Origin of the sequence: Burkholderia guangdongensis, assembly GCF_013403875.1 — a bacterium.
Classification (GTDB): domain Bacteria; phylum Pseudomonadota; class Gammaproteobacteria; order Burkholderiales; family Burkholderiaceae; genus Burkholderia; species Burkholderia guangdongensis.
Genome location: NZ_JACBNX010000036.1, coordinates 1 through 23,610, shown reverse-complemented (window position 1 = coordinate 23,610; position 23,610 = coordinate 1). Strand labels below are relative to the sequence as shown.

Annotated in this window: 20 protein-coding genes and 1 pseudogene; 9 read left to right on the top strand and 12 right to left on the bottom strand. The window is 67.6% G+C overall.

All coding sequences use genetic code 11. From position 1 onward, the window contains the following. Positions 1-104: 104 nt before the first annotated feature. Positions 105-749 carry a GNAT family N-acetyltransferase gene (locus tag HZI36_RS25545; RefSeq protein WP_179405460.1) on the top strand — a complete coding sequence of 215 codons (645 nt, stop codon included), beginning with the start codon at positions 105-107 and terminating at the stop codon, positions 747-749. A gap of 119 nt (positions 750-868) precedes the next feature. Here HZI36_RS25545 and HZI36_RS25540 read toward each other — a convergent pair whose 3' ends face one another. Further along, positions 869-1,066 carry a hypothetical protein gene (locus HZI36_RS25540; protein WP_179405459.1) on the bottom strand — a complete coding sequence of 66 codons (198 nt, stop codon included), beginning with the start codon at positions 1,064-1,066 and terminating at the stop codon, positions 869-871. Between the two features lie 321 nt (positions 1,067-1,387). Here HZI36_RS25540 and HZI36_RS25535 point away from each other — a divergent pair, with 321 nt between their 5' ends. After that, positions 1,388-4,987 carry an indolepyruvate ferredoxin oxidoreductase family protein gene (locus HZI36_RS25535; protein ID WP_179405458.1) on the top strand — a complete coding sequence of 1,200 codons (3,600 nt, stop codon included), beginning with the start codon at positions 1,388-1,390 and terminating at the stop codon, positions 4,985-4,987. 148 nt (positions 4,988-5,135) lie between these two features. Here HZI36_RS25535 and HZI36_RS25530 read toward each other — a convergent pair whose 3' ends face one another. Beyond that, positions 5,136-7,406, bottom strand: coding sequence for an NADP-dependent malic enzyme (locus HZI36_RS25530; RefSeq protein ID WP_179405457.1), 2,271 nt, complete (start codon positions 7,404-7,406; stop codon positions 5,136-5,138). 490 nt (positions 7,407-7,896) lie between these two features. On the opposite strand from HZI36_RS25530, the gene HZI36_RS25525 reads away from it, so the two are divergent. The 6 genes from HZI36_RS25525 (at position 7,897) to HZI36_RS25500 (ending at position 14,389) form a co-directional block, all read left to right on the top strand. After that, positions 7,897-8,583 (top strand): orotate phosphoribosyltransferase, encoded by a 687-nt coding sequence (locus HZI36_RS25525; RefSeq protein ID WP_179405456.1) that lies wholly within the window; start codon positions 7,897-7,899, stop codon positions 8,581-8,583. A 99-nt stretch (positions 8,584-8,682) separates the two neighbouring features. Continuing rightward, positions 8,683-9,282: a YbhB/YbcL family Raf kinase inhibitor-like protein gene (locus HZI36_RS25520; RefSeq protein ID WP_179405455.1), complete on the top strand. Its 600-nt coding sequence runs from the start codon at positions 8,683-8,685 to the stop codon at positions 9,280-9,282. Between the two features lie 186 nt (positions 9,283-9,468). Further along, the gene (argC, locus tag HZI36_RS25515) at positions 9,469-10,416 is read left to right on the top strand and encodes an N-acetyl-gamma-glutamyl-phosphate reductase (RefSeq protein WP_179405454.1); all 948 of its coding nucleotides are present in this window, start codon (positions 9,469-9,471) and stop codon (positions 10,414-10,416) included. A gap of 417 nt (positions 10,417-10,833) precedes the next feature. After that, entirely contained in the window at positions 10,834-12,183 is a 1,350-nt protein-coding gene (locus HZI36_RS25510; RefSeq protein ID WP_179405453.1) for a DUF2957 domain-containing protein, read from the top strand. Positions 12,184-12,289: 106 nt separating this feature from the next. Continuing rightward, complete coding sequence (locus tag HZI36_RS25505) at positions 12,290-13,534, top strand: DUF2957 domain-containing protein (protein WP_179405452.1); 1,245 nt, start codon at positions 12,290-12,292, stop codon at positions 13,532-13,534. A gap of 24 nt (positions 13,535-13,558) precedes the next feature. After that, positions 13,559-14,389, top strand: a complete 831-nt coding sequence (locus HZI36_RS25500; protein WP_179405451.1) for an OmpW/AlkL family protein — start codon at positions 13,559-13,561, stop codon at positions 14,387-14,389. Positions 14,390-14,560: 171 nt separating this feature from the next. Here HZI36_RS25500 and HZI36_RS25495 read toward each other — a convergent pair whose 3' ends face one another. Together HZI36_RS25495 and HZI36_RS25490 are read right to left on the bottom strand one after the other, a co-directional pair. Beyond that, positions 14,561-15,202, bottom strand: coding sequence for a LysE family translocator (locus HZI36_RS25495; protein WP_179405450.1), 642 nt, complete (start codon positions 15,200-15,202; stop codon positions 14,561-14,563). Between the two features lie 76 nt (positions 15,203-15,278). Further along, positions 15,279-16,148 (bottom strand): NAD(P)-dependent oxidoreductase, encoded by an 870-nt coding sequence (locus HZI36_RS25490; protein ID WP_179405449.1) that lies wholly within the window; start codon positions 16,146-16,148, stop codon positions 15,279-15,281. 165 nt (positions 16,149-16,313) lie between these two features. Here HZI36_RS25490 and HZI36_RS25485 point away from each other — a divergent pair, with 165 nt between their 5' ends. Then, entirely contained in the window at positions 16,314-17,054 is a 741-nt protein-coding gene (locus tag HZI36_RS25485; RefSeq protein WP_179405448.1) for a Mut7-C RNAse domain-containing protein, read from the top strand. 77 nt (positions 17,055-17,131) lie between these two features. Here HZI36_RS25485 and HZI36_RS27400 read toward each other — a convergent pair whose 3' ends face one another. From HZI36_RS27400 to HZI36_RS25450, 8 genes and pseudogenes are all read right to left on the bottom strand, one after another. Then, the gene (locus HZI36_RS27400; protein WP_343050554.1) at positions 17,132-17,317 is read right to left on the bottom strand and encodes a hypothetical protein; all 186 of its coding nucleotides are present in this window, start codon (positions 17,315-17,317) and stop codon (positions 17,132-17,134) included. Beyond that, the gene (locus HZI36_RS27105) at positions 17,241-17,495 is read right to left on the bottom strand and encodes a hypothetical protein (RefSeq protein WP_246327222.1); all 255 of its coding nucleotides are present in this window, start codon (positions 17,493-17,495) and stop codon (positions 17,241-17,243) included. Before HZI36_RS27105 ends, HZI36_RS27400 begins: the two co-directional genes overlap by 77 nt. A 326-nt stretch (positions 17,496-17,821) precedes the next feature. Further along, a complete protein-coding gene (gene gudD / locus HZI36_RS25475) occupies positions 17,822-19,162 on the bottom strand; it encodes a glucarate dehydratase (protein WP_179405447.1) in 1,341 nt (446 codons plus the stop codon). Positions 19,163-19,205: 43 nt separating this feature from the next. After that, positions 19,206-20,564: an MFS transporter gene (locus HZI36_RS25470; RefSeq protein WP_179405446.1), complete on the bottom strand. Its 1,359-nt coding sequence runs from the start codon at positions 20,562-20,564 to the stop codon at positions 19,206-19,208. Positions 20,565-20,786: 222 nt separating this feature from the next. Then, on the bottom strand, positions 20,787-21,680 hold the full coding sequence (locus tag HZI36_RS25465) for a LysR substrate-binding domain-containing protein (RefSeq protein WP_179405445.1): 894 nt from the start codon (positions 21,678-21,680) through the stop codon (positions 20,787-20,789). A 74-nt stretch (positions 21,681-21,754) separates the two neighbouring features. Then, positions 21,755-22,885 carry a beta propeller repeat protein gene (locus HZI36_RS25460; protein ID WP_179405444.1) on the bottom strand — a complete coding sequence of 377 codons (1,131 nt, stop codon included), beginning with the start codon at positions 22,883-22,885 and terminating at the stop codon, positions 21,755-21,757. Between the two features lie 39 nt (positions 22,886-22,924). Next, positions 22,925-23,194: a MoaD/ThiS family protein gene (locus HZI36_RS25455; protein WP_179405443.1), complete on the bottom strand. Its 270-nt coding sequence runs from the start codon at positions 23,192-23,194 to the stop codon at positions 22,925-22,927. A 269-nt stretch (positions 23,195-23,463) separates the two neighbouring features. Continuing rightward, positions 23,464-23,610 (bottom strand): annotated as a pseudogene (locus HZI36_RS25450) (IS256 family transposase); the annotation flags it as partial.

Below are 23,610 nucleotides of genomic sequence, written 5' to 3'. Positions count from 1 at the left end.
TCAAGCAAGAGTACGGGTTTTCCCCAATCCGGGGCCCCGCTGTCGGGTAGAATGCTGTTGCATTGCACAACCCGCAGTATGGTCACAACATTGAGGAACCCACGATGAACACGCATTCAGACCGCTCTGCCGTTTCCGGCAACGCCGGCCTTGCGCCGGTTCTCGTCAGGGAACTGGCTTCCAAAGACCGAGAGCATCTGCTGACTCACTTTCTTGCGCTGAACGACGACGATCGTCTGCTGCGCTTCGGGCAAATCGTGCCCGACCACGTGATCGAGAACTACGTTCGTTCGATCGACTTCGGCCGTGACACCGTATTCGGCGTCTTCGACCAGGAGCTCGCGCTGGTCGGCGTCGGCCATCTGGCCTACCTGCCAGCCGAAGGCGACACGCGCACCGCCGAATTCGGCGTGTCCGTGCTCGAGCGCGCGCGCGGCCAGGGTGTCGGCACGAAGCTGTTCGAGCGCGCGGCGATCCGCAGCCGCAACACGCGCGTGACGACGCTCTATATCCACTGCCTATCGCGTAACGCGACGATGATGCACATCGCGAAGAAAGCGGGCATGCGGATCGAATATGCGTACGGCGAAGCGGATGCGTATCTGTCGCTGCCCCCGGCCACCCACTCGACGATCATCGCCGAGATGATGCAGGAGCAGGCCGCGGTATTCGACTACGCGCTGAAGCGCCAGGCGTGCCGCACGTCGCGCATCTTCGAATCGCTGATGTCCACGCCGCTGGCGGTCTGACGACGGCCGCTCCGGCCGGTCGCCGGGATAAAACGAAAAAGGGCGGGAATTCACTCGGAATTCCCGCCCTTTTTTTCGATTCGCGGCGCACATGGCCGCGCGATGGGGTCAACGCACGATCAACGCGCCGGCGCGTACGGGCTGTCGACCGTGGTCGGCTGCGCGGCGACGGCGATGTCCTGGGCCGCCGGCGCGAGCTGGCGCATTTGCACCCCGGCCGCCGCCAGTGCGCTCGCGCCGTGCGCGCGCACCGGGCCGCTCATCGCGAAGAACGCAGCGGACACCATCAGGAAACTCTGGATATGACGTGTATTCATGGCACCTCCTATTGAACCGCCGGCGCCTCCCCACGCGCGCTGGACGAGCCGACGCCGGTGGGCACCTCCGGCAGGCCGCACAGATTAGCCGCACTAGACTGCAGATGCGCGCGTCTTTACATGCCTTTACATGCTGTAACGCGTGACGCCCGTCGCGCGACGCGGTGCTACCCCACCCTTTTTGGCGATAGGCGGCGGGTTTATCCCAGTGCTACCATCGCTCAAAACCCGCCAATATGGCGGCCCCGGCCGACGCGTCCACAAGACGCCGACGCCATTCGAAGTTTTGGTGATCCCAAACTGGGTGGAGGAGATCTCATAATGAATGCCCCGCTAGACGCAGACCAACGCGCGTCCCTCGAGGCTGCGCTGCAGTCCGTCACGCTCGACGACAAATACACGCTCGAACGCGGCCGCGCGTACATGAGCGGCATCCAGGCGCTCGTGCGCCTGCCGATGCTCCAGCAGGAACGCGATCGGGCCGCCGGCCTGAACACCGCCGGCTTCATCTCCGGCTATCGCGGCTCCCCGCTCGGCGGCCTCGATCTGTCGCTGTGGAAGGCCAAGCAGCATCTCTCCGCCCATCGGATCGTCTTTCAGCCCGGCCTCAACGAGGACCTCGCCGCCACCGCCGTCTGGGGATCGCAGCAGGTCAACCTGTTCCCCGGCGCGAAGCACGACGGCGTGTTCGGGATGTGGTACGGCAAGGGCCCCGGCGTCGACCGCACCGGCGACGTGTTCAAGCACGCGAACTCGGCCGGCTCGTCGAAGCACGGCGGCGTGCTCGTGCTCGCCGGCGACGACCACGCGGCGAAATCGTCGACGCTCGCGCATCAGTCCGAGCACATCTTCAAGGCCTGCGGGCTGCCGGTGCTGTTTCCGTCGAACGTGCAGGAATATCTGGACTTCGGGCTGCACGGCTGGGCGATGAGCCGCTATTCGGGCCTGTGGGTCGCGCTCAAGTGCGTGACGGACGTCGTCGAATCGTCGGCTTCGGTCGATATCGACCCGCATCGCACCGAAATCGTGCTGCCAACGGATTTCATCATGCCCGATGGCGGCCTGAACATCCGCTGGCCCGATCCGCCGCTCGTGCAGGAAGCGCGGCTGCTCGACTACAAGTGGTACGCGGCGCTCGCGTACGTGCGCGCGAACAAGCTCGACCGCATCGAGATCGATTCGCCGAACGCGCGCTTCGGCATCATGACCGGCGGCAAGGCGTATCTCGACGTGCGCCAGGCGCTGATCGACCTCGGCCTCGACGACGACACCTGCGCGCGGATCGGCATCCGCCTGTACAAGGTCGGCTGCGTGTGGCCGCTCGAGGCGCAGGGCGCGCACGCGTTCGCGCATGGGCTCGACGAGATTCTCGTCGCCGAGGAAAAGCGCCAGATCCTCGAATACGCGATCAAGGAAGAGCTGTACAACTGGCCGGACGCGCAGCGCCCGCGCGTGTACGGCAAGTTCGACGAGAAGGACGGCGCCGGCGGCGAATGGTCGGTGCCGATGGGCAACTGGCTGCTGCCCGCGCACTACGAACTGTCGCCCGCGATCATCGCGAAGGCGATCGCGACGCGCCTCGAGAAGTTCGAGCTGCCCGCCGACGTGCGCGCGCGGATCGCCGCGCGGCTGGCGGTGATCAACGCGAAGGAGATGGCGCTCGCGAAGCCGCACGTGACGACCGAGCGCAAGCCATGGTTCTGTTCCGGCTGCCCGCACAACACGTCGACGAGCGTGCCCGAAGGCTCGCGCGCGCTCGCCGGGATCGGCTGCCATTACATGACCGTCTGGATGGACCGCGAGACCAGCACGTTCAGCCAGATGGGCGGCGAAGGCGTGCCGTGGATCGGCCAGGCGCCGTTCACCGACACGAAGCACGTGTTCGCGAACCTCGGCGACGGCACCTACTTCCACTCGGGCCTGCTCGCGATTCGCGCGGCGATCTCGTCGAAAGCGAACATCACGTACAAGATCCTGTACAACGACGCGGTCGCGATGACCGGCGGCCAGCCGGTCGACGGCACGCTGACGGTGCCGCAGATCACGCATCAGCTCGCGTCGGAAGGCGCGAGCCGGATCGTGATCGTCACCGACGAGCCGGACAAGTACAAAGGCCACGAGTCGAGCCTCGCGCCCGGCGTGACGATCCATCACCGCGACACGCTCGACGACGTGCAGCGCGAGCTGCGCGAGATCGCCGGCACGTCGATCCTGATCTACGATCAGACCTGCGCGACCGAAAAGCGCCGCCGCCGCAAACGCGGCGTGTATCCGGACCCGGCGAAGCGCGTCGTGATCAACGAAGCTGTGTGCGAAGGCTGCGGCGACTGCTCGGTGCAGTCGAACTGCCTGTCGGTCGAGCCGCTCGAGACCGACTTCGGCACGAAGCGCCAGATCAACCAGTCGACCTGCAACAAGGACTTCTCGTGCGTGAAGGGCTTCTGCCCGAGCTTCGTCACCGTCGAGGGCGGGCAGCTGCGCAAGCCGAAGGCCGCCGGGGTCGACAACGCGGATGCGAGCACGCTGCCGCCGATCCCCGAGCCCGTGCTGCCGGCGGTCGACCGCGCGTACGGTGTGCTCGTGACCGGCGTCGGCGGCACCGGTGTCGTGACGATCGGCGCGCTGATCGGGATGGCCGCGCACCTCGAGAACAAGGGCGTGACCGTGCTCGACGTGACCGGCCTCGCGCAGAAGGGCGGCGCGGTGATGAGCCACGTGCAGATCGCGAACGCGCCCGCCGATATCCACGCGACGCGCATCGCGATGGGCGAAGCGGATCTCGTGATCGGCTGCGATGCGATCGTCACCGCCGGCGACGAATGCACGTCGCGGATGCGGCACGACGTGACGCGCGTCGTCGTGAACAGCGCGAAGACGCCGACCGCCGAGTTCATCAAGAATCCGAACTGGACGTTCCCGGGCACGAACGCGGAGCAGGACATCCGCGCGGCCGCGGGCAGCCAGGTCGATCTCGTCGACGCGAATCAGCTCACGGTCGCGCTGCTCGGCGACGCGATCTACACGAACCCGTTCGTGCTCGGCTACGCGTGGCAGCGCGGCTGGCTGCCGCTCACGCACGCGTCGCTCACGCGGGCGATCGAGCTGAACGGCGTGCAGATCGACAAGAACCGCGCGGCGTTCGAATGGGGCCGGCGCGCGGCGCACGACCTTGCGAGCGTGAGGCAGGCAGCCGCCGGCGGCGCACCGCAGGCCGGCGCGACCGTGATCGCGCTGCATACGAAGAAGGCCGTCGACGCGGCGATCGCGAAGCGTGCCGAGTTCCTGAGCGCGTACCAGAACGCCGCGTATGCGGCGCGCTATACGCGCTTCGTCGACAAGGTCCGCGCGGCCGAGCGCGCGATCGACGCCGACGCCGCGCAGGAGCCGCTGACCGAGGCGGTCGCGCGCAATCTGTTCAAGCTGATGGCGTACAAGGACGAATACGAGGTCGCGCGGCTGCAGTCCGATCCGGCGTTCCTCGCGCGGCTCTCCGCGCAGTTCGAGGGCGACTGGAAGCTCACGTTCCATCTCGCGCCGCCGCTGTTCGCGAAGAAGGACACGCACGGCCATCTCGTGAAGAAGCAGTACGGCCCGTGGATGATGCGCGCGTTCCGCCTGCTCGCGAAGCTGAAGTTCCTGCGCGGCGGCGCGCTCGATCCGTTCGGCCGCACCGACGAGCGCCGCACCGAGCGCGCGCTGATCGACGAGTACGGCGTGCTGATCGACGAGCTGCTCGGCAAGCTGACGGCCACGAACCGCCCGCTCGCGGTCGAGCTCGCGGCGCTGCCCGACGGGATTCGCGGCTACGGCCACGTGAAGGAGAACAATCTGCGCGCGGTGCGCCAGAAGTGGGACGCGCTGCTCGCGAAGTGGCGCTCGCCGGCGCCGGCCGGCGGGCAGAGCCAGCAGAACGTCGCCTGAGCGGAGCGTCCGCTTCGCGTGCCCGTTGTTGCTCGGGCACGCGAGCACTCGAGCACTCGGGCACGCGAGCGCCCACGTGCCCGAGCGGCAAAGCAAAACGCCACGGAACTTGCGTTCCGTGGCGTTTTTTATGCGCGACGCGTGAGCGTTACTTCGTGTTCACGTTCGCGGCGGCGACCGCCGTCATGTTGATGATCCGGCGCACGGTCGCGGCCGGCGTCAGGATGTGCACCGGCTTCGCGACACCGAGCAGGATCGGGCCGACCGTCACGCCTTCGCCGCCGACCATCTTCAGCAGGTTGTACGCGATGTTCGCCGCTTCGACGTTCGGCATGATCAGCAGGTTCGCTTCGCCGGCCAGCGTCGTGCCCGGGAACGCGGCCTTGCGGACCGCCTCGGACAGCGCCGCGTCGCCGTGCATCTCGCCGTCGACCTCGAGGTGCGGCGCGCGTTCGACGATCAGCTTGCGCGCTTCCGCCATCCGACGCGACGACGCCGACGGCGTGCTGCCGAAGTTCGAGTTCGACAGCAGCGCGGCCTTCGGCGCGATGCCGAAGCGCTCGATCTCGGACGCGGCCTGGATCGTCATGTCCGCGAGCTGCTCGGCGCTCGGCTGCTCGTTCACGTACGTATCGCAGATGAACAGGTTGCGGCCCGGCAGCATCAGCAGGTTCATCGCCGCGAAGTGATCCGCGCCCTTCGCGCGCCCCAGCACCTGCTCGATGAACTTCAGGTGGCTGTGGTACGTGTCGATCATCCCGCAGATCATGCCGTCCGCGTCGCCGAGATGCACGAGCATCGCGCCGATCAGCGTGTTGAACTTGCGCAGCGCGGCCTTCGCGACTTCCGGCGTCACGCCGTCGCGCGCGCCGATCTCGTGATACGCCTGCCAGTAGCGGTGATAGCGGGTGTCGTCCTCGGGGTTGATGAGCTCGAAGTCGACGCCCGCCTGCATCTTCGAGCCGATCTTCTCGAGACGCATCTCGATGACCGACGGGCGGCCGACGATGATCGGCTTCGCGATCCCTTCATGCGACACGAACTGCGCGGCGCGCAGCACGCGCTCGTCCTCGCCTTCCGCGTACACGATGCGCGCGGGCTTGCGCTTCGCGGTCGCGAACACCGGACGCATCACCATGCCCGTGCGGTAGACGGTCGTGCCGAGCTGCTCGCGGTACGCGTCCATATCCTGGATCGGGCGCGTCGCGACGCCGGAATCCATCGCGGCTTGCGCGACGGCCGGCGCGATCTTGATGATCAGGCGCGGATCGAACGGCTTCGGAATCAGGTAGTCCGGCCCGAACTCGAGCGAATGGCCTTCGTACGCCTTCGCGACTTCCTCGCTCTGGTCGGTTTCCTGCGCGAGCTCGGCGATCGCGCGCACGCACGCGAGCTTCATCTCTTCCGTGATCGTCGTCGCGCCGACGTCCAGCGCGCCGCGGAAGATGAACGGGAAGCACAGCACGTTGTTGACCTGGTTCGGATAGTCCGAACGGCCCGTCGCGACGATCGCGTCCGGACGCACGGCCTTCGCGTCTTCCGGGCGGATTTCCGGCTCCGGGTTCGCGAGCGCGAGGATCAGCGGACGCTCGCCCATCGTCTTGACCATGTCCTGCTTCAGCACGCCGGCGCTCGAGCAGCCGAGGAACACGTCGGCGCCCTGGATCGCATCGGCGAGCGTGCGCGCGTCGGTCGTCGCCGCGTAGCGCTGCTTCGACGGATCGAGATTGCCGCGGCCTTCGTAGATCACGCCCTTCGAGTCGCAGACGAGCACGTTCGACTTGGACAGGCCGAGATTCACGAGCAGGTCCAGACACGCGATCGCCGCCGCGCCCGCGCCCGAACACACGAGCTTCACCTTGCCGAGATCCTTGCCGACCACCTTCAGGCCGTTCAGGATCGCCGCCGACGCGATGATCGCGGTGCCGTGCTGGTCGTCGTGGAAGACCGGAATCTTCATCCGCTCGCGCAGCTTCTTCTCGATGTAGAAGCACTCGGGCGCCTTGATGTCCTCGAGGTTGATGCCGCCGAGCGTCGGCTCGAGCATCGCGATCGCGTCGACGAGCTTGTCCGGATCGGTTTCGGACAGCTCGATGTCGAACACGTCGATGCCCGCGAATTTCTTGAACAGGCAGCCCTTGCCTTCCATCACCGGCTTCGCGGCGAGCGGGCCGATGTTGCCGAGGCCGAGCACCGCGGTGCCGTTCGTCACGACGCCGACGAGGTTGCCGCGCGACGTGTATTTCTGCGCGTCGAGCGGCTCATCGAAGATCGCCATGCAGGCGGCCGCGACGCCCGGCGAATACGCGAGCGACAGGTCGAGCTGGTTCGACAGCGGCTTGGTCGGCGTGACCGAAATCTTGCCGGGTTTCGGATTCTGGTGATAAGCGAGAGCGCTCTGCTTCAGTTGTTCGTCCATGATTGGCCTGCGAGGAGAGACTAGCGAAGGAATTCGGGCGCCCGGCACGGGGCACCTGGAGCCGCGAGCGCGGACATCGAGGGGATGCTCGATCGCGACGGTCGGCACGCGCCGGATCGGCGCGGTATCGAACCTTGGCGGATGGCAAGAGGGAAGGACAAAGTACCGGGCGTCTTTCTAAGGGTCGCCTAGTGTACACCCCGCCCACGGCCGCGCGTTACTGCGGCGCCACATGATCGGGATTAACGGTTCGACACGGTCGCACCCCGTTTATCGGGCACCGCGCGCGGCGCCTACGGCCCGCCCGAATCCCGCCCGAGTCCCGCCCGGAACCCGCCGGGAACGGCCCGAATCGGGTAAAATCGCCGCCTACGCGCGCAGCGATGCAGCCGGCCCGAAGCGGCCGCGCCCGGCCCTCGCGGGCTTCCCTCGCCGCGCCACCGGGCCCGCGCCCGCTCCCTGCTCACCGCTCACCATCCGAGGAATGCCCATGACAGGCTTCGATCGCCAGACGATCTCCGATACGACCGCCAAAATCCTGCTCGAAGTGCAGGCCGTGCACTTCAATGCCGACAAGCCGTTCATCTTCACGTCCGGCTGGGCCAGCCCGGTCTACATCGACTGCCGCAAGCTGATCTCGTACCCGCGCGTGCGCCGCGCGCTGATGGAGATGGCGGAAACGACGCTCACGCGCGACGCCGGCTTCGAGCAGTTCGACGCGATCGCCGGCGGCGAGACGGCGGGCATTCCGTTCGCGGCGTGGCTCGCGGATCGCTTCGACCTGCCGATGCAGTACGTGCGCAAGAAGCCGAAGGGGTTCGGGCGCAACGCGCAGATCGAGGGCCATCTGGTCGAAGGCTCGCGCGTGCTGCTCGTCGAGGATCTGACGACCGACAGCCGCAGCAAGATCAACTTCATCAACGCGCTGCGCACCGCCGGCGCGAAGGTGAATCACTGCTTCGTGCTGTTCCACTACAACATCTTCAAGGAGAGCGTGTCGGTGCTGAAGGACATCGACGTCGACCTGCACGCGCTCGCGACCTGGTGGGACGTGCTGCGCGTCGCGAAGGCGTCCGGCTACTTCGAGACGAAGACGCTCGACGAGGTCGAGAAATTCCTGCACGCGCCGGCCGAATGGTCGGCCGCGCACGGCGGCGCGACGGGCGCGCAGGAGTAACGCGCGCGGCCGGCGGGCCGCGCATCGCGATCGAACCCCGGTGCTAGACTTCATTCATCGCCGGGCGCGCCCCGGCATACGTGACGGGAGAAGCACCCTATGCGTGTCGGTCGCCTGCTCGCCTGGCCTGCGCTGCCGGGCCTGCCGTCCGTGCTCGGGCTTGGGCTCGCGCTCGCATGCATGGCCGGCTTCGTGTGCGGGCCGGCGCGCGCGCAGCCCGCGTTCACGCTCACGAGCGACAACCTGAAGTCCGGCGGCCGCGTGCCGCCCGCGCAGGTGTTCGACCGCGGCGACTGCAGCGGCGGCAACCACTCGCCGCAACTGTCGTGGCACAACCCGCCGCCCGGCACGCGCGGCTACGCGGTCACGATGTTCGACCCGGACGCGCCCGGCCACGGCTGGTGGCACTGGGCGGTCGCGAGCATTCCGGCCACCGTCACGAGCCTGCCCGCCGACGCGAGCGCGTCCGGCTTCCTGCGCCGCATCGGCGCGGCCGAGGCCCGCAACGACTTCGGCATCGACGGCTACGGCGGCCCATGCCCGCCGCCCGGCAAGCCGCATCGCTACGTGATCACCGTCTACGCGCTGCAGGACGTCGACCTGCGCGTCAGCCAGGGCCGCCCCGCGCAGATGTTCGAGCACGAGATCGGCACGCGCGCGCTCGGCAGCGCGCAACTCGTCGTCACTTACGGGCAGTAGTAGTAGCAGCAGTAGGCCGCGGCCGCGCGCCGCGCCGCCGGACACACGTGTGTCACCGCGCGTCGACAGACTCGTACGGGCCCGGCGCGACGCCTGATTTTCCGCCGCGGTGACGATCGGCCGCATCACGTCTTAAAATGGCGGTTTCGGGGCGCGGGCAGCCGCGTCCGTTTCAGTGAGAGCGAAATGAGCACGAAAGTTTTTGTCGACGGCCAGGAAGGCACGACCGGCCTGAAAATCTTCGAATATCTGTCGGCGCGCGGCGACATCGAGATCCTGCGCATCGACGACGCGAAGCGCAAGGACGTCGACGAACGCCGCCGCCTGATCAACGCGTCGGACGTGACGTTCCTGTGCCTGCCCGACGTCGCGTCGCGCGAATCGGCATCGCTCGTCGACAACCCGCACACGACGCTGATCGACGCGAGCACCGCGTTCCGCACGAGCGCGGACTGGGCGTACGGCCTGCCCGAGCTGACCCGCGCGCAGCGCGAGCGGATCCGCTCGTCGAAGCGGATCGCGGTGCCGGGCTGCCACGCGTCGGCGTTCGTGCTCGCGATGCGTCCGCTCGTCGATGCCGGCGTGGTCGCGCCGTCGTTCGCCGCGCACAGCTATTCGATCACCGGCTACAGCGGCGGCGGCAAAAAGATGATCGCCGACTACGAAGCCGACGCTACGGCCAAGCTGGCGGCGCCGCGCGCCTATGCGCTCGCGCTCGCGCACAAGCATCTGCCGGAGATGGCCGCGCACACCGGGCTCGAGCACGCACCGATCTTCACGCCGATCGTCGGGCCGTTCTTCAAGGGCCTCGCGGTGACGACGTACTTCACGCCGTCGCAGCTCGCGAAGCGCGCGACGCCGCAGGACGTGCAGCGGATCTTCGCCGAATACTACGAAGGCGAGGCGTTCGTGCGCGTCGCGCCGTTCAACGCGGACGCGAATCTCGACGACGGCTTCTTCGACGTGCAGGCGAACAACGACACGAACCGCGTCGACCTGTTCGTGTTCGGCAACGACGAGCGCTTCGTGACCGTCGCGCGCCTCGACAACCTCGGCAAGGGCGCGTCGGGCGCCGCGATCCAGTGCATGAACCTCAACATCGGCGCGGCCGAGGACGCGGGCCTCAAGCGCTGATGCCGCACGCGGTTCGCGTCGCACAAGAGCCGGCCATTGGCCGGCTTTTTAATTGCCCGTAAATCCGCATTACCCACTATTTCACCCGCGCTTTTACATTTATTTACAACCTTTCGGATTGCCATTATTCCGCAATCCGCACCAACGTCATTCGATCATGTCGCGCCCGCCCGGGAATCACGCGACACGCCCATCCAGCACGGAGAACGGCGCGCCGCCGCGCGTGTCGCAAAATCGGCACTTCGAACCAACATTCAAACGATCACGCCGTTTCAATTGTCGCGCTCACCCTTATAGACAAAGGGATAATCGAGTCGATGCCGTTTCAAGCGACTTTTTTAGACGACTTCATCAATTGACAGCAAAATGCGGCGCGGCCAAATTAGCTCGCACAATTAAACGACTGGAGACAGCGGTATGTCGCACGCCTTATCGAAGGGGATGGCAACGGCCTTTGCCCTCGCCCCGTTCCTGGTTGCTTGCGGTGGTGGTGACGGTGGTGGCGCTCCTTCTCCAATCAACGCCCCTCAATGTTCCGGTTCGTCGTGCGGCACGCAAGGGCCGCCCGTGTCGCAGCCCGTGAACGGCTCACTCTGCCCGGCTGATGCCGACATCGTGAAAAGCACCTATCTCGGCGGCGCGGGCAGCGGCGAAATCGCGAGCGTCAACATCGACGCGGTCGCGATGACGTACACGCTGAAGTGGTACGAGTCGCCGATTCCGCTCGCGGTCGGCAACGTCACGCCGACGCGCGCCGGCACGACGATCACCGGCAAGGTCGTGCACCCGACCACGCTGCCGAGCGCCGAGCAGAACCGCTGCGCGTTCGTGCTCACGCCGGGTTCGGGCATCGCGTCGGACGGCTCCACCTACTCGACCGCCAGCACGTTCAATCCGGCGAACCCGCCGATGCTGCTGATCGGCATGGGCGTCGCGGGCGGCGGCATTCCGGGCGCGGAAGTCCAGTTCAACGGCGTGCTCGGCCAGTTCGCGGTGCCTGACCGCAAGTTCGATTTCTATCCGTTCCTCGCGTTCGCGCAGGTCGACAACAACCTCGCAGACCTGCAAGGCACGTACAACGCGCTCACGTATCACATCCAGCCGTCGAAGCAGTACAAGGCGGTCGGCGAGAACGTCGTCGAGACGTTCGACGCGAGCGGCAACTGCACGTCGCCGTCGGGCAGTTGCGTGACGACGGGCGGCGCGTGGTCGCCGAACGCGAACGGCAGCTACTTCACGAGCAAGAACGCGCCGCAGACGACGGGCCCGAACACGCTCGGCGGGCTCGTCACGTTGCCGATCGTCGCGAACGCGAACATGGTGCTCGGCAAGCTGAACGGCGCGATCGTGCCGGTCGTCGTGCGCACCGGCGTCGCCGATCCGAGCAAGGTCGAAGTCGACGACGAATCGGGCATCGCGGTGCTCGGCGCCGCGAACGCACTCGCGTCCGGCGGCTTCGACGGCGGCTACGCGGGCGCGGACTCGAACTTCAAGTACACGGCGGCGCTGATCCGCGGCGGCAACGGCACGTTCATCAACCCGACCACGGCCGCGGCCGAGGACGGCTTCACGCTGCAGTACGGTGCGTCGAGCCCCGGCCTCGTCAGCGTAACCGCGCCGGGCGGCAACGGCTTCGCGATCGCGACGGGCGGCCTGTATGCGGTGTTGATCCAGGGGACGGTCAACGGTGGCGTCACGCCGTCGTCGGCGATCGCCGGCACGTCGTCGGCACCGTACTTCGGCGTCGGCGCGAAGATCAGCAATTAACGGCGAAGCGGCGAACGAAGGCGCGCGGTACGGCGCCGGCAGCACGAACAACAGAAGCGGTCGACAGGGAGCCGGCCGCCACACAAGACAAATCTGGAGGAGCAACATGAAGCGGAAGCTGATTCTGGCGGCGGCGATCACGGCGCCTTTTCTTTCGGCCTGCGGGGGCGGCGGCGGTGACGGTTCGGGTCCGCTCGTCGAGGCACCGCTGTGCCCGTCGTCGCTCGACTACGGCACGGTGTTCACCGGCGGCGCCGGCAGCGGCGAGCTCGCGAAGCTGCAGATCGACACGACGAAGATGACGTGGCAGGTCACGTACGTCGAATCGCCGGTTCCGCAGACGACCGGCACGGTGACGCCGACGCGCGCCGGCACCGTCGACAGCGGCACGCTCACGCAGGAGACGCAGCTGCCGACCGCGAAGCTGAACGCCTGCACGTATCGCCTGAACGGCGCGAGCCTCGACCCGACCCGGCCGGCGCGCGTGTTCATCGGCTTCGGCGTCGCGGGCGGCACGATTCCGGGCAAGGAGGTCCAGTTCGGCGGCGTGCTCGGCCAAGCCGCGGTGCCCGACACGAAATTCCCGTATTACCCGTTCATCGGCTTCTCGTCGATCGAGACGAACATCGCGAATCTCGCCGGCACGTACAGCCAGCTCGGCTTCGGCGAAGTGCCGTCGCAGAACTTCGCATCGGCGGCGACCGACGCGAAGATCACGATCAACGCGGACGGCTCGTGGACCAGGTGCGACTCGGGCGGCCAGAACCCGGGCACGTGCAGCCAGCAGGGCACGAACTTCGTGCCGTCGTCGGACGGCAGCGGCGCGTTCGAGACCGATCACTATCAGAGCGAGCTGAAGCCGACACTGTCGGCGACGCCGCAGGGCAAGGGCTTCATGATCGTCGGCAAGCTGCGCAACCAGCTCGTGCCGATCCTCGTGCGCACCGGCGTCGCGAACCCGAACCCGACGCCCGACAGCAACGGCGTGCCGGGCCTGACCGCCGACGACGAATCGAGCATCTCGATCCTGTCGCCGCAGAAGAACGTCACCGTCGGCTCGCAGGACGGCGAATACATCGGCGTCGACAGCCAGTTCGACTACCGGACCACCGCGCTCGCCGGCACGCAGGCGACGCTGCTCGATCCGTTCCAGCCGTCGCAGGCGTCGCTCGCGACCGCGCTGAACCTCGACTACACGCAGGCGGTGCCGGGCACGGTCACGTCGTCGCACGTCGGCGCGAGCACCTCGGCGCCGACCGGCAAGTTCATCTTCACGGGCGGCGTGTTCGGCTTCCTCGACAAGAACAATCCGTCGTCGCCGTACTTCACGATCGGCGCGTTCGTGCAGTAAGCGCAACCGGGAGGAGCCCGTCTCATGAAAAAACTTCTCTGCGCGGCAGCCGGCGCCGCCGCGCTGGCGCCCTTCGCGGCGCACGCGCAAAGCGCCGGCAGCAACGTCGTCACGCTCGGCTGGTTCCACATCATGCCGCAGCAAAGCAGCACGCCGCTCACGACCAACGTCGCGCCGACGCCGATCAACACGCCGCTCAGCCTGCCGCCGACGTTCACGTCGCCCGGCACCGGGAACCATACGAGCGGCGCGGACACCGTCGGCCTGACCGTCAGCCACTTCCTGACGGACAACATCGCCGTCACGACCGTCGGCGGCGTTCCGCCGGTGTTCAAGGTGTCGGGGCAAGGCACGATCAAGCCGCCCGGCCCGGCCGGCGCGCTCGGCTCGCAGAACATCGGGCTCTCCACGGTCAACCCGCTCGTGAAGAGCGTGCGGCAGTGGAGCCCGGCCATGATCTTCCAGTACTACTTCGCGAAGTCGACGTCGAAGTTCCGGCCGTTCCTCGGGCTCGGCGTGTCGTACAACTGGTTCAGCGACATGCAGCTCAACACGAACTTCATCAAGCAGACGCAGCAGAACCTAGGCGCGGTGCTGGCCGCGGGCGCGGGCAAGCCGGGGCTGACGCAGGTGTCGGCGAAGGCGTCGTCGTCGTGGCAGCCGGTGTTCAACGCGGGCGTCACGTACGCGTTCACCGATCATTGGGGACTCGTCGCGTCGGTCACGTACATTCCGCTGAAGACGACGTCGACGGTCACGATCAAGGCGGCCGACGGCACGACGCTCGCGCAGTCGAAGTCGGACCTGAAGGCGGACCCGATCATCAGCTACGTCGGGATGTCGTATAAGTTCTGACGATTGCGGGTGAAATCGCGGGCAAAAAAAAGCCCGCCTGAAGAGGCGGGCTGAATCCATATCAGAGGAGACATGGAGGAGACAGGAGTAACTATACCCGCTCCATTGTCGCAACGCAACATTTCCTTAGAGAAAATAGGGATTTTCCCTCGAGGGTTTCCTCTAGATTGGTCAGTGCCGGACGAGCGCCATCATCGCGCCGAAGCCGACGAACAGCCCGCCCGTCGTCCGGTTGAACGCCTTCGCGACGTTGCGGCTCTTCAGCGTCGCGCCGATCCGCGTGCCACACGACGCGTAGACCAGATACCAGCTCACCTCGATCACCGCGAACGTGACCACGAGCACGCCGAACTGCGGCAGCTTCGGCGCGGACGTGTCGATGAACTGCGGCAGCAGCGCGGCCGCGAACAGGATCGCCTTCGGATTGCTGCTCCCGACCAGGAAGCCGTTGCGGTACAGCGCCCAGCGCGATGCGGGCCCCGCCGCGCGCGGCGCCGCGTCGGTATCGGCCGGTGTGCCGCCGTCGTCGACACGCGCGCGCCACGCCTTCACGCCGAGGTAGACCAGGTACGCGGCGCCGATGAAGCGCAACGCGTTGAACATCGCCGGCCACGCGCCGAGGAACACGCCGAGCCCGGCCGCCGACACCGACAGCATCAGCACGAGCGCGCTCAGGCAGCCCGCCATCGTCGCCGACGCGCGCCGCAGCCCGTGCCGCGCGCCGTGCGTCATCATCAGCAGCATGTTCGGTCCGGGAATCGCCGCGATGACGAACACCGTCGCCACGTAAAGCCACCAGGTATGCATGCTCATAGCCGCCTCTGCCGCGTGAAAAACCCAATCCGCCATTATGCCGGGTACCGCGCCCGTACGATGTGGCCCCGTGCGCTCAGCGGCCCGCGCGCCGCGCGGCGACCTCGCCGAGCACCGCGAAATCCTGATCGCCACCGCCGTGCGCGAGCGCATCGAGCAGGCTGTCGCGCACGACGCTCGCGACCGGCAACGGCACCGACGCCGCATCGCCCGCCGCGAGCGCGAGCCGCACGTCCTTCAGCCCGAGGCGCGCCTTGAACCGCGCCGGCTCGTAGCGCCGCTCGGCGATCATCGCGCCGTAGCCCTCGTACACCGGCCCCGGGAACACGCTGTGCGTGATCACGTCGAGGAAGTCGCGCATCGCGACGCCATGCCCCGCGAGCAGCGCCGACGCCTCGCCGAGCGTCTCGATCGCCGCCGCGAGCGTGAAATTCGCGGTGATCTTCACCGTATTCGCGTGCTCCGGCAGCGAGCCGAGCCGCCAGGTCTTCTGGCCGATCGCGTCGAACAGCGGCTGCATCCGGTCGATCGCCTCGGCCGGCCCGGCCGCGATGATCGTCAGGCGCGCGGCCGCCGCGACGTCCGGCCGGCCCATCACCGGCGCGGCGACGTAGGCGAGCCCGCGCGCCTCGTGCGCATGCGCGAGCGCGCCGGCGAGCGCGACCGAGATCGTCGCCATGTTCACGTGGATCAGGCCGCGCGGCGCCTGCGCGAGCAGCGCGTCGTCGAACACGGCGCGCGCGGCCGCGTCGTCCGCGAGCATCGAGAACACCGCGTCGCCGCGAAACGCGTCGGCGGGCGTCGCGACCGCCTGCGCGCCGAGCTCGACGAGCGGCCCGAGCCGTTCGGGCGAGCGGTTCCAGACCCGCACGCGGTGCCCCGCCTTCAGCAGATTCGCGGCGATCGCCTGCCCCATTTCGCCCAACCCGATAAATCCGAGATCCATCTGACGCTCCTTCGACTCGTGGAAGACCGGAGTTAAACACACTTGCGGGTAATTTGCCGACGCGTGTAACGGGCGCGGGCAACACACGCGTGTAACGGGCGCATGCAACAGAGGCGTGTAACAAGCGCGCACCGGCCGGCCCGCGCGCGGTGCGATACTGCGACCATGATGGCCGCGACCTTCCGCTTCCACGACGAATTGAACGCGTTCCTGCCGCGCGAGCGGCGCGAGCGCGCGTTCGCGTATGCCTGCGCGCGCGACGCGACCGTCAAGCACACGGTCGAGGCGCTCGGCGTGCCGCACACCGAAATCGGGCGGCTCGACGTGAACGGCGCGTCGGTCGCGCTGGACCGGCGGCTCGCCGACGGCGACCGCGTCGACGTGTACCCGGAGCGCGCGGCGGCGCCGGACGGGGCAACCGCCCCGCCGCCTCGCGAATGGCGCTTCGTCGCCGACGCGCATCTCGGCGCGCTCGCACAACTGCTGCGGCTCGCCGGCTTCGACACCCGCTACGACAACCATTTCAGCGACGACGAGATCGCCGCGCTCGCCGAGCACGACGGCCGGATCGTGCTCACGCGCGACCGCGAACTGCTGAAGCGCCGCGCGGTCGCGCGCGGCTGCTACGTGCATGCGGTGCAGCCCGCCGCGCAGCTGACCGAGTTGTTCGTGCGGCTCGGCCTCGCGCCGCACATGCGGCCGTTCCGGCTGTGCCTGCGCTGCAACGCGCCGCTCCATCCGCTCGGCGCGGACGAGGCGGCCGCGCGCGTGCCGGACGGCGTGCGGCGGCGCCATCGTCGCTTCGCGGCCTGCGACGTGTGCCGGCGCGTGTTCTGGGAAGGCTCGCACTGGCAGCGGATGCGCACGGTCGTCGACGCGATGCGCGCGGTCGCACCGGACGTCTGAAAAAAAAGAAACCCCGCGCGTCGCAAGACGGGCGGGGTGGCAAGATCCGGCCGGCAGACCCGGCCGACGCGGCAGGGTTACTGCGCCGCGCCCTTGTCGTTCGTGCCGGCAGCCGAAGCGGCAGCAGCCTTCGCCATGCCCTTCTTCGTGCCGTGCGTCTTCAGCGTGTGCTTCGGCTTGCTCTTGTCAGCCTTCATCGGTGCCGGTGCGGCAGCCGATGCTTCCGGAGCCGAAGCCTGTGCGAAAACCGAAACCGATGCCAGTGCGAAAGCGGCGGCGATGATCGAAGCGAGAGTCTTCTTCATTCTTTTGTTCCTTTGAGTGGGAAATCCAACGTACCGGTACGAAAGATGCGAGACGTCCGCATCGGGAAAGCCAGCCATGCCGGGCGTCCGCCACGCGGGAAGGCGTCCGCCCTCCGGTCACGACAAACACCGACATGCTGGCTCCTTAACGCGTCGCCTTCGCAATGAGTTGACAAGCCTCGCGGCGGGCGCGCCGGCTTGCGCCCGCCATTATCGGCGAGCCGCACGGGCGTGCGACTCGGCATGAATCCGGGTTGCGGCCGGCGTGCCGGCATGCTCGATGACGGCGGCATTTCGGATTGTGGAATGCGGGCGGCTGCGGCTGCGGCTGCGGCTGCGGCTGCGGCTGCGGCTGCGGCTGCGGCTGCGGCTGCGGCTGCGGCTGCAGTGGCGGTGGCGGTGGCGGCTGCGGTGGTGGTGGCAACGGTGGCGACGGCGGCGACGGCGGCGACGCGCGCCGCGTCAGCGCACGAGGCTGGGACGCTTGTTGTCGAACGTCCAGCCCGGGATCAGGAACTGCATCGCCACCGCGTCGTCGCGGGCGCCGTTGCCGAGCCGCAGGTACGCCTGGTGCGCGTGCTCGAGCGCGTCCATGTCGAGCTCGACACCGAGCCCCGGCTTCTCCGGCACCCGCACCTTCCCGCCGACGATGCGCAGCGGCTCGCGCGTGAGCCGCTGCCCGTCCTGCCAGATCCAGTGCGTGTCGATCGCGGTGACACGGCCTGGCGCCGCCGCACCGACGTGCGTGAACATCGCGAGCGACACGTCGAAGTGATTGTTCGAGTGCGAGCCCCACGTCATCCCGAACATCTCGCACAGCTGCGCGACCCGCACCGCGCCCTGCATCGTCCAGAAATGCGGATCCGCGAGCGGGATGTCGACCGATTGCAGCTGGATCGCGTGCGCGATCTGGCGCCAGTCGGTCGCGATCATGTTCGTCGCGGTCGGCAGGCCCGTCGCGCGCCGGAACTCGGCCATCACCTCGCGACCCGAGAAACCCTGCTCGGCACCGCACGGATCTTCCGCGTACGCGAGCACGCCGTGCTTGTCGCGGCACAGGCGCACCGCTTCCGCGAGCGACCACGCGCCGTTCGGATCGAGCGTGATCCGCGCGTCCGGGAAGCGCTCGTGCAGCGCGACGATCGCGTCCATTTCGGCCGCGCCTTCGAGCACGCCGCCCTTCAGCTTGAAATCGCTGAAGCCGTAGCGCGCATGCGCGGCCTCGGCGAGGCGCACGACCGCGTCGGGCGTCAGCGCGACCTCGTTGCGCAGCCGGAACCACGCGTCGTCGGCGTCGGGCTCCGCGCGGTAGCCGAGCGTCGTGCGGGTGCGATCGCCAACGTAGAACAGGTAGCCGAGCATGTCGACCGCGTCGCGCTGCTGCCCGCTGCCGAGCAGCGCCGCGACCGGCACGTTCAGGAACTGGCCAAGCAGATCGAGCAGCGCCGATTCGACCGCGGTCACCGCATGGATCGTCGTGCGCAGATCGAACGTCTGCAGCCCGCGGCCGCCCGCGTCGCGATCGGCGAACGCCGCGCGCATCGCGTTCAGCACGTCGTTGTACGCGCCGAGCGGCTTGCCGACGACGAGCGCGCGCGCGTCGTCGATCGTCTTGCGGATCGACTCGCCGCCCGGCACTTCGCCGACGCCGACGTGGCCCGCGCTGTCCTCGAGAATCACGATGTTGCGCGTGAACCAGGGGCCATGCGCGCCGCTCAGGTTCATCAGCATGCTGTCCTGCCCCGCGACGGGCACGACCCGCAGACTCGTCACGACCGGCGCGCCGGAAACCGATGGTTGCATGAAAGACTCCAGATGATCTTGTCTGAAACGTCGTCGGTGCCGCTCAGCGGACCAGCGACTTCACGAGGGTGACGCGCCGGATCTCGCCGACGATGAACAGATAGCAGACGATCGACATCGCCGCATTCGCGCCGACGAACACGAGCGCGCCCGCGAACGAGCCGGTCGCCTGCACGATGTAGCCGATCACGATCGGCGTCGTGATGCCGGCCGCGTTGCCGAACGTGTTGAAGAGGCTGCCGGACAGCCCGCTCGCCTCCTTCGGCGACGTGTCCGACACGACCGCCCAGCCGAGCGCGCCGACGCCCTTGCCGAAGAACGCGAGCGACATCACCGCGACGACGAGCGTGTCCGCGCTGAGATAGTTGCACGCGATCATGCTCATCGACATCAGCATGCCGATCACGATCGGAATCTTGCGCGACGCGGACAGCGAGCAGCCTGCCTTCGTCAGGCGGTCCGACAGCCAGCCGCCGACGATCCCGCCGAGAAAGCCGCAGATGGCCGGCAGCGACGCGACGAAGCCGGCGGTGAGGATCGTCATCCCGCGCTGCTGCACCAGATAGACCGGAAACCAGGTCAGGAAGAAGTACGTGAGCGTCGTGATGCAGTACTGGCCGATGTAGACGCCGAGCAGCATCCGGTTGCCGAGCAGCTCCTTCACGCACGCCCACACGTTCACCTCGCGCGGCTTCGCGGCGGCCTTCACGGTATCCAGATGGATCAGCGCGCCGCCTTCCTCGAGATACCGGAGTTCGCTCGCGCTGATGCCCGGATGCTGCGCGGGGCCGTGCACGGTCTTGTGCCAGACGAACGCGCAGAGGATGCCGAGGCCGCCCATGAAAAAGAACACGCTCTGCCAGCCGTACGTGTGCACGAGCCAGCCCATGATCGGCGCGAACAGCACGGTCGCGAAATACTGCGCGGAATTGAAGATCGCGGACGCGAGGCCGCGCTCGTGGCTCGGGAACCACGCGGCCGTGATCCGGCTGTTGCCGGGGAACGACGGCGCCTCCGCCGCGCCGACGAGCAGTCGCAGCGCGAACAGCGCGAAGACGGCCGCGCCGCCGGTCAGGAAGCCGATCCCGCCCTGGAACAGCGTGAACAGCGACCACAGCAGGATGCTGAAGAAATAGGTGATGCGCGAGCCGAAGCGGTCGAGCAGCCAGCCGCCCGGCAGCTGCGCGAGCACGTATGACCATGCGAATGCGGAAAAGATGAAGCCCATCTGGACTGGCGACAGCCCCATCGCGTTGCGGATCGCCGGGCCGGCGATCGCGATCGTCGCGCGATCGGCGTAGTTGACCGTCGTGACGACGAACAGCATCGCGAGGATGCTCCATCGAGCGCGCGACGCGAGCTTGCCCGCGACGGGCGCGCTGTGCGCCTGTACGTGTTCCATCTTGTCTCCTGTCGACCGGGGCGGCGCGTCGGCGCCGACTCCGATCCCATGCAAAACGCCTCTGCGGGATCGAGCGCGGGATGGCAAACCGCGCTGTCATTTGTGTTATTGATTGTCAGAGGACATTGATTCAGGATCAAATCAACTGGTGATGGCAACGATCCAGAAATTGAATCGATGCGGGTGTGGGTGCGCGGTGCGGGCGCGCCGCGCGGGCACGGATCAGCGGTCCGCGAATTCGGGCAGGATCCGCGTGCGGATCAGGCCGAGAATCGGATTGTCGTTGTTCTTCCGGTATGCGCAGACGGTCTCGACGGGCCGCGCGGGATCGGTCTCGATGCGCCGCATCACGACGCCTTCGAAGTGCAGGCGCGTCGCGGTTTCCGGAATCAGCGCGACGCCGATGCCGAGATGGACGAGCGCGAGCATCGTGTGGATCTGCGCGACGTGCTCGACGATCTCCGGCGCGACGTTCGCGCGGTCGAAGATGATCTGCAGCAGCCGGTGGAAATACTGCGCCTCGTACGGCGTGTACATCAGGAACGGCTTGCCGTCGAGGTCCGCGGCGACCGGGCGCTCGGGCCAGCCGGCCGCCTCGCGCTCCGGAATCGCGAGCACGAGCCCCTCGCGCGCGAGCGGCACGGTGTCGAGTTCGGTGTGCCCGGCATGCGGGCGCAGCAGGCCGAGATCGAGCTGGCCGGACGCGAGTGCGTCGAGCTGGTTGCGGCTGACGAGCTCCTTCAGCGTCAGCGACACGCCCGGCGAGTGCTGCCGCACGAGGCGCACGAGCCGCGGCAGCAGCCCGTAGCCGGACGCGGCGGTGAAGCCGATCGACAGCGTGCCGGTCTCGCCGCGCGCGATGCGTCGGGCGGTGTAGGTCGCCTCCTCGGCGAGACGCAGGATCCGCACCGCCTCCGGAAAGAACGACCGCCCGGCGGCCGTCAGGCGGACCGAGCGGCTCGAGCGGTCGAGCAGCGGCGTGCCGACCTGGTGTTCGAGCAGACGGATCTGCCGGCTGAGCGGCGGTTGGGTCATGTTCAGGCGCTCAGCCGCGCGGCTGAAGTGCAGTTCTTCGGCAACGGCGACGAAGCAGCGGATCTGGCTGATTTCGAACATGGGGAGGGTTGGGGAGAAGAAACGGCGTGACGGTATGGATGTCCCGCTGCTCGCTATCGATCAAGCGTCCGTGCTCAGGCGAAACTCACGTGATAGATCGGCGGTAGATGCGCGGAGACTTCGTGCCAGCTTTCGCCGGCGTCGTCGGAAGTCCAGAGTCCGCCCGTCGTCGAGCCCATTGCGAGACGCGTACCCGTCGCATCGACGGCGAGCCCGTGCCGGTAGACCAGATCGTAAGCTGGCGCCGGTGGCAGGCCCTGGGAGAAAGATTCGAACGTGTTGCCTCCGTCGCGTGTGCGCGTCACGAGGAAACGCCCGTCGACGGGAATGCGGCAGGCGTCCTTGATCGCGGGCACGAACCACGCCGTGTCAGGAGCGTTCGGATGAACGGCTACGGCGAAGCCGAAGCTCGATGGCTGGGCCTCGATGCGCACCCAATGCTCGCCGCCGTCGGTCGAGCGGAAGATCCCGCAATGATGCTGCGTCCAGAGCACGTCCGGCGCGGTTTTGCACTGGACGATGCGGTGCGGGTCCTGGATGTTCGGCTCCTCGCTTCGCTCGGGCGGCATGTAGTCGGCTTTCATGCCTCTCGTCGTCGGGCGCCAGGTGGCGCCGCCGTCGGCCGTCTGCCAGACGCCACCGGACGAGACGCCGATCGTCACGTGACGGCTGTCGCGTGGATCGACCATCACCGAGTGGATGCCGGCGTGGTCGTAACCGCCGCCCATCCACTCGCGGCGATTGGGGTGGTCCCAGAGTTCGCGATTCAATGTCCAGCTCTCGCCGGCGTCGTTCGAGCGGAACAGGCCGCCCGGGATCGTGCCGGCCCAGAGAGTGCAGGGTTCGTCGAGGCCGCCGGGTTCCAGGGTCCAGATTTGTTCTAGGGACCAGAGGGGGTCGGGTGGGGGGGCTGGCTGGTCGGGGGAGGTGGTTGTCGGTTCGGGGTCGGGTTGGGGTGGGTAGATGGGGGTCGTGCATGGGGTCCATTCGCGATCGCCGGGCTGGAGGCGGTGCAGTTTCACGCCGAAATGACCGAGATTGAGTGCCGCGTAGAGCGTGCCGTCGCGTGGGTCGGCGAGCACGGAACTGATCGGTTCGCCGGGGAAGTGGTGGGCGGTTGGCTTCCATTCGCGCGGGGCGGTGCTGCTCGCTTCGAATACGAACAGGCCTTTGCGAGTGCCTACGATCAAGCGGTTGTTGTTCACGGTGGGTCCTCCGATCTCAGGTGTCGGGCGGTGCCTGTGTCAGCCGCCAGAGAGCGCTTGCACGACGTAGATACGGCTATTTGCATCGACTGGGTCCGATAGGCGGCGGCGGTCGCGCAATGGGTTACCGTCGATGAACACGGATAGGTGGCGGCGCAAGCCTCCCTGGTCGTCGAGGATGTAGCCGCGCAGCCGCGGCTCGGCGGCGAATGCGACGGATAGCGCTTCGTCGACCGAGTGCGCGGGGACGTTGCGTTCGGGCATCGGGATGTGCCGTTGGATCGCGGCGGCGAAGAATAAGTGCGCCATGGCGGGCGGTGGGGGTTTGCGGCTGAGGTATTAAGTGTAGTTCAGTGGGGCGGGGTTGATTTGGTGGCGGGGGCCTACTTCGGCGGTTGGCGTTGGCCGTTTGGACGTGCGGACGGGGGTGCCCAACGTAGTCAGATCGTGGTCCACACCGCTGCCAGCGCGTAGCACTGTCATGTGCGGTTGAAAGCTGCGAGCCGGGGGAGTCAGTAATTAATGAGATGGTTGAAAGGGGAGGTATCCGGAATTTCGTGTGTGAGGCGGGTTGAGACTCAGATTCCGATGTTGAATCGCTCCGGGTAAAGCAGTGCAAACTGCGTCATCGCGCCTTTCCAATCGTGCCGGGAGCCGGTCCACTTGGCAACGACGTTACGCAGGGCCAACCAGATCAGCTTGAGCGCGGCCTCGTCCGACGGGAA